This is a genomic window from Pseudonocardia sp. GCM10023141 (assembly GCF_042653605.1).
The window spans coordinates 37,216-54,059 of record NZ_JBHSIR010000035.1 but is presented as its reverse complement, the minus strand read 5'-3'; the positions used below and the strand labels follow the sequence as shown (position 1 = coordinate 54,059).

Annotated in this window: 15 protein-coding genes and 1 pseudogene; 10 read left to right on the top strand and 6 right to left on the bottom strand. The window is 68.2% G+C overall.

Translation table 11 applies throughout. The features are described 5' to 3' along the window. Positions 1–1,117: 1,117 nt before the first annotated feature. The 4 genes from ACFPFQ_RS20480 (at position 1,118) to ACFPFQ_RS20465 (ending at position 5,126) form a co-directional block, all read left to right on the top strand. On the top strand, positions 1,118–2,047 hold the full coding sequence (locus ACFPFQ_RS20480) for an alpha/beta hydrolase (protein ID WP_379621155.1): 930 nt from the start codon (positions 1,118–1,120) through the stop codon (positions 2,045–2,047). 439 nt (positions 2,048–2,486) lie between these two features. Then, positions 2,487–2,813 carry a hypothetical protein gene (locus tag ACFPFQ_RS20475; protein ID WP_379621153.1) on the top strand — a complete coding sequence of 109 codons (327 nt, stop codon included), beginning with the start codon at positions 2,487–2,489 and terminating at the stop codon, positions 2,811–2,813. Between the two features lie 63 nt (positions 2,814–2,876). Then, positions 2,877–4,520 (top strand): flavin-containing monooxygenase, encoded by a 1,644-nt coding sequence (locus tag ACFPFQ_RS20470; RefSeq protein WP_379621151.1) that lies wholly within the window; start codon positions 2,877–2,879, stop codon positions 4,518–4,520. 204 nt (positions 4,521–4,724) lie between these two features. After that, positions 4,725–5,126, top strand: coding sequence for a transposase (locus ACFPFQ_RS20465; RefSeq protein ID WP_379621149.1), 402 nt, complete (start codon positions 4,725–4,727; stop codon positions 5,124–5,126). A gap of 269 nt (positions 5,127–5,395) precedes the next feature. Here the strand turns inward: ACFPFQ_RS20465 and ACFPFQ_RS20460 are convergent, their stop codons facing one another. After that, positions 5,396–6,013, bottom strand: coding sequence for a TetR/AcrR family transcriptional regulator (locus ACFPFQ_RS20460; protein ID WP_379621147.1), 618 nt, complete (start codon positions 6,011–6,013; stop codon positions 5,396–5,398). 86 nt (positions 6,014–6,099) lie between these two features. Here ACFPFQ_RS20460 and ACFPFQ_RS20455 point away from each other — a divergent pair, with 86 nt between their 5' ends. The 6 genes and pseudogenes from ACFPFQ_RS20455 (at position 6,100) to ACFPFQ_RS20430 (ending at position 12,612) form a co-directional block, all read left to right on the top strand. Next, positions 6,100–6,966 carry an NmrA family NAD(P)-binding protein gene (locus ACFPFQ_RS20455; RefSeq protein WP_379621145.1) on the top strand — a complete coding sequence of 289 codons (867 nt, stop codon included), beginning with the start codon at positions 6,100–6,102 and terminating at the stop codon, positions 6,964–6,966. Positions 6,967–7,311: 345 nt separating this feature from the next. After that, positions 7,312–7,461 (top strand): hypothetical protein, encoded by a 150-nt coding sequence (locus ACFPFQ_RS20450; RefSeq protein ID WP_379621143.1) that lies wholly within the window; start codon positions 7,312–7,314, stop codon positions 7,459–7,461. Between the two features lie 2 nt (positions 7,462–7,463). Then, positions 7,464–7,772: pseudogene (locus ACFPFQ_RS20445) on the top strand (alcohol dehydrogenase catalytic domain-containing protein); the annotation flags it as partial. Continuing rightward, positions 7,736–9,199, top strand: a complete 1,464-nt coding sequence (locus tag ACFPFQ_RS20440) for a dihydroxy-acid dehydratase (protein WP_379621141.1) — start codon at positions 7,736–7,738, stop codon at positions 9,197–9,199. The pseudogene ACFPFQ_RS20445 and the gene ACFPFQ_RS20440, both read left to right, overlap by 37 nt. Before the next feature lie 1,383 nt (positions 9,200–10,582). Next, positions 10,583–11,620, top strand: a complete 1,038-nt coding sequence (locus ACFPFQ_RS20435; RefSeq protein ID WP_379621139.1) for a tyrosine-type recombinase/integrase — start codon at positions 10,583–10,585, stop codon at positions 11,618–11,620. Positions 11,621–11,802: 182 nt separating this feature from the next. Continuing rightward, positions 11,803–12,612, top strand: coding sequence for a hypothetical protein (locus ACFPFQ_RS20430; protein ID WP_379621137.1), 810 nt, complete (start codon positions 11,803–11,805; stop codon positions 12,610–12,612). On the opposite strand, the gene ACFPFQ_RS20425 is transcribed toward ACFPFQ_RS20430, so the two are convergent. From ACFPFQ_RS20425 to ACFPFQ_RS20405, 5 genes are all read right to left on the bottom strand, one after another. Further along, the gene (locus ACFPFQ_RS20425; protein ID WP_379621135.1) at positions 12,572–13,651 is read right to left on the bottom strand and encodes a tyrosine-type recombinase/integrase; all 1,080 of its coding nucleotides are present in this window, start codon (positions 13,649–13,651) and stop codon (positions 12,572–12,574) included. The two genes, ACFPFQ_RS20430 and ACFPFQ_RS20425, sit on opposite strands and share 41 nt — an antisense overlap. Before the next feature lie 463 nt (positions 13,652–14,114). Next, positions 14,115–14,945 carry a DUF2786 domain-containing protein gene (locus ACFPFQ_RS20420; protein WP_379621133.1) on the bottom strand — a complete coding sequence of 277 codons (831 nt, stop codon included), beginning with the start codon at positions 14,943–14,945 and terminating at the stop codon, positions 14,115–14,117. Next, positions 14,884–15,501, bottom strand: coding sequence for a hypothetical protein (locus tag ACFPFQ_RS20415; protein ID WP_379621131.1), 618 nt, complete (start codon positions 15,499–15,501; stop codon positions 14,884–14,886). The genes ACFPFQ_RS20420 and ACFPFQ_RS20415 overlap by 62 nt, the downstream gene beginning before the upstream one ends. A gap of 89 nt (positions 15,502–15,590) precedes the next feature. After that, entirely contained in the window at positions 15,591–16,142 is a 552-nt protein-coding gene (locus ACFPFQ_RS20410; protein ID WP_379621129.1) for a hypothetical protein, read from the bottom strand. A 6-nt stretch (positions 16,143–16,148) separates the two neighbouring features. Then, positions 16,149–16,763, bottom strand: coding sequence for a hypothetical protein (locus ACFPFQ_RS20405; RefSeq protein ID WP_379621127.1), 615 nt, complete (start codon positions 16,761–16,763; stop codon positions 16,149–16,151). Positions 16,764–16,844 lie beyond the last annotated feature (81 nt).

Sequence of the window (16,844 nt, the reverse complement as noted above, 5' to 3'; positions counted from 1 at the left end):
GTGCGGCGGCACGCGTGGCTCGAGATCTGACTGACCCCTTGGGCGTCCGTCACGACGTTTGATCACCCGCGACCGGGCTGCCGGTGTACTTCGCCCACCCGCCCTCACCGAGGCCGGCCACTCAACGCTGTAGGTCTGCGGACACGGCGGGGCGGGTCAAACCTCCCGGCCGTCCGTTCGAGGAGCCCGTCGGTCTCCGACGTCCACAACTCCGGCTCTACTCTGTGCCTCGCAGCCACCGCTTGATCTTCGGATGTCGACACAACGGACGATCATCGAGCGGTGGCCGTTCCACGTCCGGGACCGCCACGCCGGGAAGATCACGATCTAGCGCTGGAGCACTACGGCTGGAGTGCTAGGCGCAACACGCCGAGCTGTCCGGGGAGCTGTTCGCGCCCGCGATGGCAGCCGGAAGAGCGCTGCCCGGCCCGGTTGTCGACCGGGACGCGTCCATTGTGGTCTGTCGCAGAAGGTGCAGGTGGCGCCGACGTTGCTGGCTCGCCCTGCTGCTGGTCCGGATCGTCGAGACCACCACCGGCGACACCTGGAACCGCGTCCGCGCCGACCTGCAGGACCTGCACGTCCGCATCTTCGAAGGCCCCGCCGGCACCTTCCGGCAATGCACCGAACGCACCACCGCCCATCGCGACATCCTCACCCAGTTCGGTGTCGACGCACCCAAGAAGATCATCGAACTCGGGCCGGCACTCGCGACGTCCTGGCCGGCACAAACACCACCGCCTGGACACATGCCCGTCCCGGCGGCTTTCGGCGTGGCGTCCCGCAGGTCAAACCCCACATCCATGTCCAGCCTCGACACCAGCTGCGGAACGCGGGTGGATCAGCCGAGGCCCCGCACGGAGAACATCGGGGTTTATGCCGGCCACCTCGGCCCCGTGCACCATCCGACGGTGATCTGGGCGATCGCCGACCGGCTGGCACTAGACACCGTTCCGGCTGCGCGCCACTGCGCCCGACGTAGTTGCCATAGCCGCCGGGCGTTTCAGATCGGAACAACCGTGCGCACGCGCAGATCGCCACAGTCTGAGCCAGAAGTCACAGCGCGAGGCCGCACCGGCGCGGGAGTCGGCTCACGCCAGAGGTCAAGGAGGACCACATGACAGCGGCGCCATCGACCCGGCCGAGGTCCATATCACCCGAGTCCGAGGCACTGCGGGGGCTTTACGCTGACTGGTCGGACATCATCGCCACCACGCCCGACCTCACCATGCGGCTGTTTCGCAGCATCTTCGACGAGTGGCACCAGCCCACCCGCGAGCCCGAGGACGTGACCTACCGCGAGGAGACCGTCGGGGGCGTCCCGGGGATCTGGACCCTGCCGGTCGGCGCGGACGCCTCGAAGGTGCTGCTCTACACCCATGGTGGCGGCTTCGTCGTCGGGTCCGCGTCCAGCCACCGCAAGCTGGCCGCGCACGTGGCCAAGGCGCTGGGCGTCGTCGCGTTCGTCCTGGACTACCGCCGGGCGCCCGAGCACCCGCACCCCGCGCAGGTCGCGGACGGGGTCGCGGTGTTCACCGCGCTGACCGAGCGGGGCATCGCGCCGGGCGACATCACGACCATCGGCGACTCGGCCGGCGGCAACCTGGCCGTCGCCATCCCGCTGGCGCTGCGCGAGCAGGGCAGGCCGCTGCCCGGGCAGGTGATCGCGTTCTCGCCGTGGCTGGACATGGAGAACGCGGGCGCGACGCTGGTGAGCAACGCCGCGACCGACGCACTGGTCACCGTGCCGCTGCTCGAGAGCATGATCGCCGGCGTCCTCGCCGGGGGGATGATCGACCCGACGACGCCGCTGGCGAACCCGCTCTACGCCGACTTCACCGGCTTCCCCCGGCTCTACGTCAACGCGGGCGGGGCGGAGTCCCTGCTGGACAACGCTACCCGGCTCGCCGCCCAGGCCGAGGCCGCGGGCGTCGAGGTCACCCTGCGCGTCGTCGAGGGCATGCAGCATGTCTTTCCCTTTCTCGCCGGGAACGCCCCGGAGGCCGACGACGAGATGGCCGCGATCGCCGACTGGTACCGCAGCTGACACCGCTCGCACCCGCACCCCTCACGAGCAGTCCGCCATCGAGGAGACCTCAACCATGTCGTGGACCGCTACGACCTCCGCCGTGACATCCAACTTGACACCACGTGACGGGTGCGGCGGTCGACGAGGAGCGCAACGTCCGGCAGGCCCGCACGAGCACCGGCGAGGAGTTCACGAGCCGTTACCTGGTGACGGCACTGGGCCTGCTCGCGAAGCTCAACATTCCGGCCATCCCGGGGATCGACAGCTTCGTCGGCACCCACACCAACGCCTGGCCGGCCGAGCTCGAATCAGACAACGTCACGCTGGTTTCGGTCGAGGAGACCCGATCGAGGAGATCACCCCCTGCGGCGTGCGCACCCGCCGCCGGAGTCGAGCACGAGCTCGACGTCCTCGTCCTGGCGACTGGATTCGACGCGTCGACGGCAACTACCGGTCCATGGACCTGCGCGGCCGCGACGGCAAGCACGTCAACGAGCACTGGTCGGGCGGGCCCACCAGCTACCTGGGAGTGTCCACACACGGCTTCCCCAACATGTTCATGATCCTCGGACTGAACGGCCCGTTCATCAACCTGCCGCCGAGCATCGACGAGCACGTGGAATGGATCAGCGACCTCATCGGCAAGCCCGAGCAGCTAGGGGAGTTCGGTCCATGGGGGTCTTTCGCCGCTCGCGATCCGAGCAGGCGTCGCTCAAAGGCGACATCAGTGAGCGCGACACGTGAGCCAGCAGCGCGCCGCCCGCCAGCACCACCGTCGAACTGACACTCATCAACCAAGCGGCCGAACAGCGACAACGGGCTGTGGCACAGCGAAAGGAACACCAACGTGAACACCTTGCTTACCGATTCCCGCCCCGTGACCGAGGAGCTCGATGTCCTCATCGTCGGCGGCGGTTTCGCGGGGATCTACCAGCTCGATCAGCTCCGCTCCCGCGGCTTCGCGGTCAAGCTCTACGAAGCCGGCTCCGCGGCCGGCGGCGTCTGGCATTGGAACCAGTACCCGGGCGCCCGGGTCGACACTCCCTGCACCAGCTACCAGCTCTCCGACGAGCGGATCTGGAACGAGTGGGACTGGTCGGAGGCGTATCCCGGGCAGCCGGAGATCGCCGCGTACTTCCGTTTCGCCGTTGAGAAGCTGGACCTCGCCAAGGACACCCGCTACAGCTCGCGTGTCATCGCCGCGCAGTGGGACGAGGATGCGGACCGGTGGGTGGTCGAGACCCGCAACGAGGAGACCGGCGAGTCCTTCCTCACTCGGACCCGCTTCCTCCTGCCGCTGCTTGGCACCGGATCCAAACCGCTCTACCCCAACTATCCGGGCATTGTCGACTTCAAGGGCGACTGCTTCCACACGTCCCGTTGGCCCAAGGGCTATGACACGGCCGGCAAGCGCGTCGCCGTCATCGGCACCGGCGCCAGCGGCGTGCAGGTCATCCAGACCACCGCGCCCGACGTCGCGTCAATGACCGTCTTCCAGCGGACGCCCCCGACGATCCTGCCAATGAAGTCCCCCAAGCTCGACAAGGCCGCCAACGACGAGCTACGCAAGACCCACCCGGAGATGTTCGAGTACCGGAAGACGACCTTCGCCGGGCTCGACTACGACGTCATCTACACGCCAACGTCCGAGGTCTCCGACGAGGAGTTCTACGCCAAGTGCGACGAGCTCTGGGAGATGGGTGGTCTGCAAATCTGGCTCGGCGGCTACGCCGAAATGTTCTTCAACCGCGAGGTGGGCGATAAGATCTACGCATACTGGCGCAAGAAGACGCTCCCGCGGATCAAGGACCCCAAGCTGGCCGAGAAGTTGGTCCCCGAGACCCCGCCGTACCCCTTCGGCACCAAGCGCTGCCCGCTGGAGTACACGTACTTCGAAACGTTCAACCAGGACAACGTCGATCTGGTCGATGTCAACGAGAACCCCATCGAACGGTTCACCGAGAACGGCATCGTCACCGCCGACGGCACGCTGCACGAGTTCGACGTGATCGTGTTGGCGACCGGCTTCGACTCTTTCACGGGAGGCCTCACCGACATCGATGTCCGCAGCACCAAGGGGGAGTCGTATGCTGACGTGTTCAAGAACGGTGTGCGCACATTCCTCGGTCGCGCCACCGCCGGTTTCCCGAACATCTTCTACGTGTACGGCCCCCAGAGCCCGTCGGCGTTCTGCAACGGCCCGACCTGCGCCGAGGTCGAGGGTGACTGGGTCGTTAACGCGATCTGCTACATGCGCGACATGGGGCTGACGCGGATCGAGACGACGCCCGAGTCCGAGGACAAGTGGCACACTCACCTGGAGGAGCTCGCGAACGCCACCACCTTCGTGCTGGCGAACTCGTGGTACATGAACGCCAACGTGCCGGGCAAGAAGAAGGAACTGCTGGCCTACCCGGGTGGCCTGACTATGTACTTGGACAAGTGCCGCGAGTCGGCGGAGAAAAACTACATGGGCTTCGTCCTCGCGTGAGATGACCGCAGTCTCTCGGCTGCTGGGGGGGTGCCACCGTCCGATGATGGTGACACCCTCGCTCACCCCTCAGTACCTCACAAGGAGAACGCCGATGTTGATCCACTGCGTGACCGTCAGGTTCAAGGAATCCGCGACCTCGGAGCGGGTGGCCGCGTTCGACGTGGCACTCGCTGCCCCAGGGGGTCGGCAAAGTCGCGGTGAGTGGGTGCTGATCTGCGGCGACACGCGGTCGTAGTGCCGGTGCGGGCACAACAGCTGTGCGCGGCGGTGGCGCCGACCGGGCGGCGCCGGGTGTTGGCGGTGGACGGCAAGACCCTGCGGGGTTCCCGCCACACCGACCGCGGCGGGAACGTGGTCGTCGGCCGGCGTCTGCTTGCCGTGATCGACCAGCAGACCCGCGTCGTGCTCGGCCAGCTCGACGTGGCGGGCAAGACCAATGAGATCACCGCGTTCACCCCGCTGCTCGACACCCTGACCGGCATCGATCTGGCCGGGGTGGTCGTGACGGCGGACGCGTTACGCCGACATCGGCATAACGCGTCTTATGAGGATCTGCGGGTTATGCCGATGTGCAGGCCGGAGCTGCGTTTGACGGCGTCCTGACGCCACCGGGCACCTGGTGGACGTCGTCGAGCACGACGCCGCCCAGGTGCGGCAGCAACCGGGCTACAAGATCACATGTCCGGTGATCATCGAGCCTCGATCACTCCATGATCGAGTGACACGCCGAGCGGCGATCACGCAAAGTGCGCCAGAGCCAGATTCAACTGGGCCCTCGACAGGACCCCTTCCGGGCATGTCGACGGGGGTCCTACGGGAAGGCGCGCGCGGTGATCTTCGGTGCATCGGCGGAGCGCGGGTGACCACGGCGATCAGTCGTTGGTCGGGGCGTGGGTGGCCAGGCCGATCAGGGTGTCGAGTGCGGTCTCCAGGGGCCCGGCGTCGCGGTGGACCTGGGCGAGCAGCAGCCCGCCCTGCAGCGTTGCCAGGAGGGTGTCGGCGAGATTGTCGGGGTCGGTCCCGGGGCGGAGATCGCCGGCGCGGTCGAGGTCGTGCAGGGCCGTGCGCAACACCGCGGCCCAGCGGTGGAAGCCCTCGGCGAGTTCGAGCCGCGCGTTCTGGTCGGTCTCGGCGAGCTGTCCGACCAGATGGCCCAGGGGGCAGCCACCGGCACCGCTGACCGAGCGGGCGTGGGCGATCACCCCGTCGCGCCAGGCCCGCAGCCCGGCGAGCGAGCCGAGGTCGGCCTGGTCCTGGGTGGCGAGGATGAGCTCGGTCTGGCGGTGCAGGACGGCCCGGACGAGGGCGTCCTTATCGGTGAAGTAGTGGTAAAGCTGCGAGCTGGACACCCCGGCGTTCTTCTTGACCTCCTCCACGGTGGTGTCGGCCACGCCGTGCTGATGCACCAGAGCCGCGGCCGCGTCCACGATCCGCGCGCGTGTGCGTGCTCCCTTGGCCGTCAGACCCGCTGACCTCTGCACCGCCGTCACGCCTCGCAGCCTACCCGATTCTGGATTTGACAATCCATTCACGAGTCCCGACAGTGGATCGCACAATCCAGTCGAGGAGGAGCGCGATGATCCTGGTGACGGGTGGGACCGGCAAGGTGGGCTCGGCGGCCACACGTGGTTTGGCCGGGCGCGGCGTGCCTGTCCGCACGCTCGTGCGTGATCCCGATAAGGCAGCCGCGCTGGCTGCGGCGGGCGCTGACATCGCGGTCGGCGACTTCGACGTTGACGCGAGTCTCGATACGGCCATGGTGGGGGTCTCGGTGGTGGTGATGGTCAGCCCGGCTGTTCCCGATCAGGAGCTCGCGGTCATCGATGCGGCAGTCCGGGCCGGTGTCGGCCACCTGGTCAAGGCGACCAGCAAGGCCTCGGTCGACTCCCCGGTCGGCCGGCGGCGGGGCCAGGCACAGATCGAGGCCGGGTTGGCCGCCTCGGGCCTGCGGCACACGCTGCTGCGCTCCAACGCCTACATGCAGAACTTCCTCGCCCTCGCCCCGATGATCCGCACCCACAACGGGTTCGCCTCCTCCGCCGGAACCGGCCGGGTCGGCCTGATCGACGCCCGCGACGTCGGCGCGGTCGCCGCGGAGATCGCCCTCGACCCGCAGCGTCTCGGTGGGCGCACCTACTGGTTGACCGGCCCCGAGCTCCTGTCCTACTCGGACGCGGCCACCACGCTGTCCGCTGTCCTCGGTCACCCCATCACGTTCCAGGCTCGGACCGAGGACGAGGACCGGGCGGCGATGCTCGCGGCCGGGGTGCCGGAGCGGGTGGCCACCGACAACGCCCGCGCCTTCAGCTTGATCTCCGAGGGAGATGCCGCCTGGCTGACCGATGACGCCACCCTGGTCCTGGGCCGCTCGCCTCGCACGTTCCACGAGTTCGTGACCGAGCACTCTGCGGTGTTCGACCCACAACCCCGTCCGACCGGGTGATCGAGCGGCGCCGGTCGCGGCCGAGGACCTCGTCACCGATGCTGACGAGTGCCGCCGATACGCCCCGTGAGGTGATGAACCGGTGGAGGTTCGGCTCATGTGGCGGTTGGCGATCCTATGCGGGACGGCGTGATCATCGAGCTTCAGCGCCTCGGGAGCGGTCTCACCTCACCGGCAGAGGACGCGCGTTGGCAGGCCGCCCCGCCCACGTCCACGTGGCGAGGCTGTCCGCAGGCACGGGCGATAGCACTGATCCTCGCCCCTGCATGCCCCAGCGTATTCGCGGCGGCCGGGCATGCACACCACCGACAGCGTGGACTACGGAATCTGCCTGGAGGGTGAGGGGTGCTGGCCCTCGGGGACGGCTCCGAGCGGCGGATCACGCCCGGCACGTGCGTCGTACAACGCGGCACCCGCCACGCGTGGCGCAACCGCAGCGGCAGGCCGGCCACGATGGCCTACATCTACGTCGCCGCCGAGCGGAAGTCCGGCTGATCATGAGGACGCTCGCGGCGGTCGTGGACGAGGGAAGCACCGAGTTCGAACTCCGCACGCTGGAGGTGGACGAACCGGGTGTCGGCGAGGTCCATGTCAGGTTCGTCGCCTCCGGTCTGTGCCACTCGGACTTCCACATGATCGACGGCGTCGGCGAGGGCAGGGCGCCGGTCCTCGGCGGCCGCAAGCCGATTGTCGTCGGGCACGAGGGTGCGGGGATCGTCGAGTCCGTCGGGCCGCACCTGACCCGCGTCCAGCCCGGTGATCATGTCGTGTGCAGCTTCCAGCCGAGTTGCGGCGGGTGCCGATACTGCGCCACCGGGCGGGCCAGCATCTGCGACTGGGGCGCGCACGCTATGAACGGTACGTTCCCGGACGGCCGCTTCCGGTACCAAGGCGACGACGGGCGCGACGTCCCCGGCTTCGTGCACCGCACGGCCATGCGACGTTCCGGGGCCGGCAGATCGGTGTCGGCACCGACCTGTGGACGTACGTGGACGACGTCCGCGCAGGCCGGATGTCGCAGGCCGAGTACGCGGCGCTGGAGGCCGCCGCCGGTCCGTCGGTGGGGCACTGCCCCGAGATGGGGACGGCGTCGACGGTATCGGCGATCGTCGAGGCGCTCGGGATGACGCTGCCGGGAGCGAGCGCGATCCCCGCGACGGATGCCCGGCGGAGCCAGGTCGCCGAGGACTGCGGCCGGGAGGCCGTACGGATCGCCCGCGAGGGCGTCCGGCCGTCGTACGTCCTGACCGCAGACGCGTTCCACAACGCGATCACCGTGCTGGTCGCGCTCGGCGGCTCGACGAACGTGGTCCTGCACCTGCTGGCGCTGGCCGGTCGGGCCGAGGTCCCGTTGCGGCTGCAGGACTTCCACGACATCGCGGCGCGGGTCCCGCTGATCGCGAACGTCCGTCCGGCGGGGAAGCACCTCGTCGAGCAGCTCTTCGAGGTCGGGGGGCTGCCCGTGGTGCTCAAGGAGCTGGCGCCGCTGCTGAGGCGGGACGCGCTCACCGTGAACGGCCGCACGATCGGGGAGAACCTCGCCGAGGCGCCGCCCGTCGACGGCGAGGTGGTCCGCTCGCTCGCCGATCCCGTGCAGGGGCCGGGCGGGCTCGCCGTCGTGCGCGGGAACCTCGCGCCCGGTGGCGCGGTGGTCAAGTGCAGTGCCGCGAGCGAGCACCTCCTGCGGCACCGGGGCCCGGCGGTGGTCTTCGAGGACATGGACGACCTGCGGAAGCGGATCGACGATCCCGATCTCCCGGTCACGCCGGACTCGGTGCTCGTGCTGCGCAACGCCGGCCCCGTCGGCGGCCCCGGCATGCCCGAGTGGGGGGCACTGCCCATCCCCGAGAAGCTGCTGCGCCAGGGCGTCACCGACATGGTCCGCGTGTCCGACGCGCGGATGAGCGGTACCGCGTACGGCACGACCGTCCTGCACGTCAGCCCCGAGGCCGCGGTCGGCGGCCCGCTCGCGCTCGTCGAGGACGGCGACGTCATCCGGCTCGACGCACGCGCGGGAGTGCTCGAGCTGGAGGTGGACGAGGCGACCCTGACCGAACGGCGCAGGGCACCGCGCCGGCACCGGCCGGCGTACCGGCGGGGGTACGGAGCCCTGTACGCCGAACGCGTCACCCAGGCGGACTCCGGCTGCGACTTCGACTTCCTGCAGGGCCGGTCGGCCGATCCGGCCGCCGAGCCGTACGGGATCTTCGACGGCTGGATCGGCGGCTGGTGACCGTCGACGCACCGGTCTCCTCGACGACGTCGACGATGATGAGCACTGATGACTGCAACGCACGACGCCACCGTGTTCGTGCGCACACGCCGCGATCGGTGGAAACGACCTCGGCCTGGAGCTGTGGGCCGGTGAGAAGGCACTCGGCGGCGTCGAGGTGGCGGGCGCCGCCGTGTTGCAGCTCGGCCAGCAGCTCTCCAGTCAGCACCGCTCGCTGCTCCTCCTGACGAGCGGCGTCCCCGTCGGCCCCGACGAGGTGGAGCTGCAGGTATCGGACACGCAGACCGTCGAGGAGTGCGTCTCGGTCCTGCGCAGCCGCAATGTGTGCATCTGCGCGGGAGTGGGGCGGAAGGTCGCGTCGTTGAGCGACGTCGTCAACAGCCGGATGGCATGTCCAGGCAGCCCGCGCCAGTGGCGGCTACTCGACACGAACTCGCGGTTCCACTACCGCGCCGTCGTGGAGCTCTCGGAGCGCCTGACCGCGACCCGGCCAGGATCTGACCGGACTTGCAGCGCCGGGAGCTGCTCCCGGCCCGCAACCAGGTCGGCCCACTGCCGATGGGAGATCGCCTGGCGTCGTCCGCACGCCGCGACGAGCCCCGCGACCCTCGCAGCCGGTCAACGAGCCGTCGATCGGACATCCGTACGACGCTGGCCCAGGCGCCACCGGTCGCGCGCGCCCAGATATACCTACAACTGGGACTCATGCTGGTCCACCTGCACGAAGACGCGCTGGTGCGTGCAGAGACGAAGATCAACCCCAACGGTTGGGGTCTGGGTTTGTGTCCGAGGGGGGACTCGAACACATGTGCGTGGCATATCTGCCACGTCCGACGTACCTGGGTTCAAGCGCACTTGAACCCCCGACTGGTGTCCCGGCGCGAGAACTGTGTCCTCCCGAGTGGGGGTGGCCGAGATGACACCCTTGATCGTCCCGGCGGTCTCCCTGCCGCGCCGGCAATCTGATACTGATCCGCAGCCAGGTAGTTCGACGCCCTCTGCACAGTGCCTTCCGCTTCCGCCGCTTGGGGCCGCTCGTAGATGTGCGGCGTTGTACGGCCTGGCGGTCATGGACTGTCGCGGTCGTATCGGTGACATCGCCCTTGTCCGATCCCTGGGATGGAGTCCAGGACAGTCCCTCGACCTGTACCTCGGGAGTGGTTCGGTGTCGATCACTCCTCACCTCAGGGGGCAGGCGCGGGTCGGGAACGACGGGTACATCCGGCTGCCGGCAAGCGTGCGGCGGTCCTGTCACCTCGCCGCGGGGGATCGGGTGCTCCTGGTCGCAGATCCGACCCAGCAGCTGCTGATGGTTCATCCTCCTGCCGTGCTCGACGTCCTGCTCGCGGCGCACCACGGCGTCGTTCTGGGTGGTGACAGGCGATGACGAGCCCCTCACCGGCGGCGCGGCAAGCACTGCGACAGGCCGAGCTCGAGGCCGCACGCCTCATCCTCGATCGCATGGGTGTGACGGCTGCGGACCTGGTCAACGCTTCCCGACCGAGGACTGCGGTGCCGACGTTCACGGAATACATCCCCACCGTGAGGGCCGCAGTGAGTGCAGGGACGAGTCGCGTTTACGGGTCCTATTGGAATCGCATCAACGACCAGTGGGGGAGCCGCCGACTTGATGAACTGTCCCCGACCGAGATCAAGCAGTTCGTGGAGCACACGAAGCTTCACACCGTGGCCCGGCGCAATGCCCGCGGTGGGCGCAGTGCCGCCGAACATCTCGTCGCCGCGTTGCGGTGCGTGTACCGGCACGCCGAGGACGACGGTCTGATCGATTCCGCGGACAACCCTGCTCGCAAGGTGGCCAAGCCGCGCCGATTGCCGAGTACCCGTCGCGCCGTTCCGGATGCCCGCCTAGCGGAGATACATCTTGCTGCCGCGACCACCGGTAACGATCCTGCGCTCGACACGCTGTTGCTGCGATTGCATGTCGAGACCGCATGTCGCCGGGCCGGCGCACTGGCGCTGCGCCCGCAGGACCTGGATCCTGCTCAGTGTCTGATCTTCTTGCGTGAGAAGGCGGGCACGGTTCGCTGGCAACCAGTCTCACCGACTCTGATGGCTCATCTGCAGCAGCACGCCACGAAGCGGCATGCGCCGTCCCAAGGGCAGCTGCTGCGCTACGAATCAGGGCTCCCCATAACGCGGCGACGTTATGACCATCTCTGGGTCCGCATCGGAGAGCATGTGCCTTGGGTGGCAGCGCAGCAGATCTCGACGCATTGGCTGCGCCACACCACGTTGACCTGGGTTGAGCGCAACTTCGGCTATGGAGTCGCACATGCCTACGCCGGGCACACCGACGGAGGTGGCGATCCTTCAGCTACCTCGACCTACGTCCGCGCGAACGTTCAGGAAGTCGCAGCAGCGCTCGCGAGCCTGACCGGCGAACCGCATCCGCTCGCATGAGCGGCCAACGATCAGACAGCGGATCGCAGCCGTCCGCCGCGACATTGGCCGAACGCGGGTCGGTGGGGTTCGAAGGGAGCGGACGCAGACCGAGGGTCGACAGCCTGGGCGCTGAGTGCAACTCAGGCCGTGTTGCTCGACTGACGGCGGCTGCTCAGGAAGCCGCACAGATCCGTTCGCTGGTGGCGCGTCCCGACGTGATCGCGCTTCACGTTGAACGTGTTCGCCGTCAGGTCGACCTTCTCCTGTGGGCCGGGATCGTGCTGGGCTTGCTGTTCACGATGGTGAACGTCCAGAGGTTCGCGGCCGGGACCGCAGGGTCGTTCTCCTCGGTCTGGTGGGCGGCTTGGCTACTGGACCCGATGGTCTCGGTGGTTCTGCTCGCTGTTCTGCGTGCGGAGCAGGTGACGTCGCGCTATCAGGTTCCACTGACGGCGTGGGCGCGCCGGACGAAGTGGTGTGCCTGCGCGGCTACTTACGCGATGAACACATGGGAGTCCTGGGGCCTTACGGGGGCACCGCTGTCGGCGTCCGGTGTGGTCCTGCATTCAGTCCCGCCGCTGCTGGTCGTCTTGGCCGCAGAGACCGGGCCGGGTCTGCGTGACCGGCTCACCGAGGCAGCCCGCCGCACCTGCAGCAACGCTGCATCCTCACCGGCAGATGCGGCCCCCGGAGTTCACGACGCATCGTCGGGGATCGTTCATGAGGTGTTGGCAGCGCAGGTTCACGAACCCACAGGTCCGAAGCCTCGTGAATCGCGGCCGTTCTCCCGGCGCGAAGGACCATCCCGCGACAAGGTCCATGCGCCGCAGCCCAAGCGACGTCGCCTTCTCGCCGAGTACCTCGACGATGCGCGCGCCGCGCTGCAGGAAGCGGCGGAGGCCGGTCCGCTGCCCGACGTGACGCCGACGTGGTGCCGACGGGTGACGGGGTGTTCGGCTGGGACCTCGGTCAAGGTTGCCGCGTCGTTGAGGGCAGCGACACCGCCGTGAACCCGTTCGTGGGTTGGTCGGGATCGGGTTCGATGAAGGCGAGGGGATGCGGTTCGCCGACCATAGCTGCGAGCGCCGCGGCCACCTCATGAACGTCTGCACGAATGTAGGTGGTCGTGGTGCCCGCATCGCTTCGGCCGTTGTGCCCGGCGTAGGCCCGCGCCACGGCGTACCCGAAGTGGCGCTCGACCCAGGTGAGGGTGGTGTGGCGGAGCCAGTGCGTGCTGATCTGCTGTGTCGCTGCCCAGGGCAGATTTCGCCCGACTCGTTCCCACAGATAGTCGTAGCGTCTTGTCGTGATCGGCTGGCCCCCGCGATATCGCAGGAGTTGCTCGGTGGGTTGAGCGTCGCGATCGGTGCCGTGTAGTACGAGATGGCGCATCAAAGTAGGCGAGACCGGTTGCCATCGCGTGGTCTCGCCCTTCTCCCGCAGACACACCACACACTGCTGGACATCGAGATCGGCCGGGCGTAACGCCAACGCGCCCCCGCGGCGACACGCCGTTTCCGTGTGCAGGCGCAGCATCAGACTGTCCAGCTCCGGATCGTTGCCTGTGGTGGCGACGATATTGTTGATCTCTGCCAGTCGAGCATCCGGCAGCGCCCTTCGAGTACTTGCAAGCCGGCGCGGCTTGGCCACACGTCGCGCTGGATTATCTGCATCCGCGATCAGTCCGTCTGCGGCGGCATATCTGTACACGCATCGAAGGGCTGCAATGAGATGTTCGGCGGCTGACCGTCCACCACGCGCGTTGCGCCGGACGACGACTGTGGTCTTGACGTGCTCGGCGAGCTGCGTGATCTCCAGTGGGGTCGGCTCGTCCAGCCGTCGATCGCCCCACGCTTGCACAATGCGGCGCCAGTAGGTCTCGTAGACACGACGAGTGCCAGGTTGGACAGCATTGCCGACCTGTTCGACATATTCCCGGAACGTCGGCATGGATGGGGTCTCACCAGCGCAGTTTCTGATCAGCTGTTCTGGGGAGATGCCGAGGCGGGCGAGCAGCAGGCGGGCTGCTGCGACCTCCGCGTCCGTCACCCGGAGCCCCCGTCTTCGCAGGCGAACACGCTCGCGAGCGTGACATCGAGCAGTGAGGTGTGACAAACGAACACGGTGTCGTGTTCCGATGACGCCGCTAGGAGGAGGCGGTCACCGGGCCGGACGTGGCAGGCATGCCGAATGTCGGCGGGGAGTCGCAGCCAGCCTTGGGTCGTGATCGACTGACCGCCTCCCGGCGCGGCGCGTGCGATCACACCTCCGTGAACGACGGTCAGTGTGATGGGTTGCCGAGGGCGCCACCCGACGATCCGTATCAGCGATCGATCGGCGATTCGGCCCCGATCGTCGACGGTCGAAACCACGTATGACAGCCGAGCTGGGGCCCACGGGCGTCGAAGGGCCACGAGCGGCAGCAGGCCGGGGCGGTGGGCGTTCGGCAGTGGATCGGTGACACCGAGTGCTGAGGTGACGTGAGGTGAGTTCGGCATACGCTTGTTCCCAGTCACTGGCCGAGCTCGGGTCGCGATCGTTTGAGCGCGGTGTTGCCGATGTCGGCCCGGCGGCCGGCCTCGGCTCCGGCGACGTAGCCGCTGCCAGAAAGACGTCGTGGCGATCCTTTGCTGAGGTTCGTGAAGCGGTCCTCGACGGCGCGGTCAACTCGGGTACGGCGGTCGGCGAGGACCAGCGTGGCGGACGGTCCGCCGGTGGACCCGGCATCGTGGGCTTGGGTAGCGCTGCGAAACGCCGCGGCGAGGCGGGTGCTGACCATGGTGCTGAAGCCGAGGAGCCAGGTGCGCCTGAACGCGGCCACGGATTCGCCCGACCATGCCGGTGGGCGCTGCTGCACCACTGCTTTCGTGGCTTGCAGGAGCAGAGAGGTGTAGAGGAGTTCGACGCGGGGCAGATCGGATTCGAATCCGATCACGGTGACGCCGTAGGTGTGGCCACGGCCGGGACCGACGATGCTGATCGCGCGACAGCCCATCGCTCGGGAGATGCCGTGCATCAGTGAAGCCTTCTCGGCGGTGTAGGGGTCGGTCAGTGGGATGTCGCGACTGCTGATGACGTCGCGGGTCCCGTTGGGCGCGGTGGCGGCAAGCATCACGGCGTCGACGCCGTGTTTGGCCATCAACTCGGCCGCTTTCGCGTTGTAGGCACTCGCCTCGTCGGGTGTCGCGGCGCGTTCGGCCTTCGTGAGCAGCTTGCGGATGCGCTCCAGGTTCTGGTCGGCAGTGTTCATGATGAGGCTCGCTCCCTTCCTCGGGGCGTGGTCATGTCCGTTCAATTCGTGGCCGCGATGCGGCAGGTACGCGTTGGGACGCGGTCGCTTCAAGTCGCGCTTCCTGGGTGCTTTGCGCCAGGCGCCGTCGGGAAACGACGGTCGGCATCGCGCTCGTCGCCAATGCGACCGCGGTGCGGCGGAAGGTCTCGGGTGCGTTGGGAAAGGTCCTCGGGGCGAGAGAGGCTGCCGCGCGGAACGCTGCTGTAGTGGACGAGTAGGCGCCCAGGTCGTGCAGGTTGAACACGAGTCGTCCCACCTGTAGCCGCAGGACGCTGTATCGGCCGGGGCGTTCGATCAGACGGCCTGCGGCGATGGGCGATCCCGAGGCGTTGATGATCACTCCGGGCTCAGGCATGCCCAGGATTGGGGCGACGATGTTGGGGTAGATCTCCCGTGGCAGCCGTCGCGCGGAGTGGGCGAGGTCGAAGAAGGCGTTGGTGAAGGTCTCGGTGGTGGCCATGTCGTGGATGTAGACCAGTGCGGTGCCGATGCGGACGGTCACCGCGGCGCAGTCAGTGCGCGGCTGGTGATCGGCGATGGCCACGTCCTGGGTGCCGGCGAGGTCCAGCGTGATGGTCGTGGACTGCACTTGACGGTCGTGCCACATGGAGTTCCCTCCTCACGCGGTCGAGGTTCGGCAGGGGGCGCCTCGCTCGCGACGTGGACCGGCGGGTCGGGTCGACGAAAGGCAGCTGATCATCCGAGCCCGCCGAAGGGGGCCGACGGTCCGCGGAGTCGCGACCGGGGAATCTCTCGACCGCTTGGGCGCGCAGCGTGATGCTGGGATGCACGTTGACCCGAAGGGTCGGGACCAGCAGTCGCGGCGAGAGCGGCGCGCACGATCGAGCCGACCATCCGAGGGTGCGGCGGGACTGAATGGAAAGGGCTGCCCGCGGCCCGGCCGTTCACGGTGATCGACCACTCATTGTGAGTATCCCAGTAGCGGCGGAACTCCGTGTCGACCCGGACATGTTTCCCGTCGGGAAGCAAGAGTCGGGACTCGATCACAGTGGCGAGCGATACGTCGTAGAGCAGGACGTAGCTCACGAGCAGCGCGATCGGTTGTGCGTTGGTGAAGCGGCAGGCTTCCATGAGCTCGCCGCGAGCATGGTTGAGCGAGCTGGGCTCGGCCCCGACCGCCGTCGGGTAGCGGGGAATGTTCGAGATGACGCCGGTAGGGAGCAGGTAGGGGGCGCCGACTGGATCGTGGTCGCGCAGACCCGATGCGGCTCCTTCGTCGAAGTGCATGGGCCCTCACCGACCGGCTTCGGGTGTGTGTAATCCCGCCGGTGAGACCGCGGGAGGGCGAGGCGCGATCTGGCGGTGCCGGGGCCGCTCCGGCCGAAGAGATGGACCGAGGCGAGATCGAGGTGGTGAGGGAGTGTCGATGAGTGCACGGCGGACGATCTGTCCGACGATGGACGGAGCGGGTGCCTCGATCCGGTCTTCGTGGGCAATGTGCACGCCGTTGACATGGATTGACCAAAGCTGGTCGCTGCCGCCCGGGCCGATGACGCGACGCGCGGTGGCGATCGCGGTGACGTGCTCGCCCTGCGGTAGTCGCAGCGTCGTCGCGACACGCACGGTCCAGCCGCGAGGGTCGGTCGTTGGCAGGTCGATGTAGAGCAGCCCGACCGGGCGACCACCGGTAGCGCGACACGTCTCGATCAAATTCCCACGCGCGGCGTTCCACGCGGCACCTTCCCCGGGCTGGGGTCGGCGCGGGATGTTGCATTCGATGTCGTCGGGCAGCTCGTAGTGGTGCCCATTGCGCGCCGGGTCGACGGAGCGGACGCGGCGGACGATCGGCGTGGCTGGATCGAGCATCGGAACCTCTCGGATCTCAGGGAATCGCAGCCGCTCGGCCACGCTGCGGGTCGTAGGGATCGCGGGCCGGATCCCGTCGTCGGTGAGGACCGTGTTATCTGGACATCCGCGGCGACAGGCTGG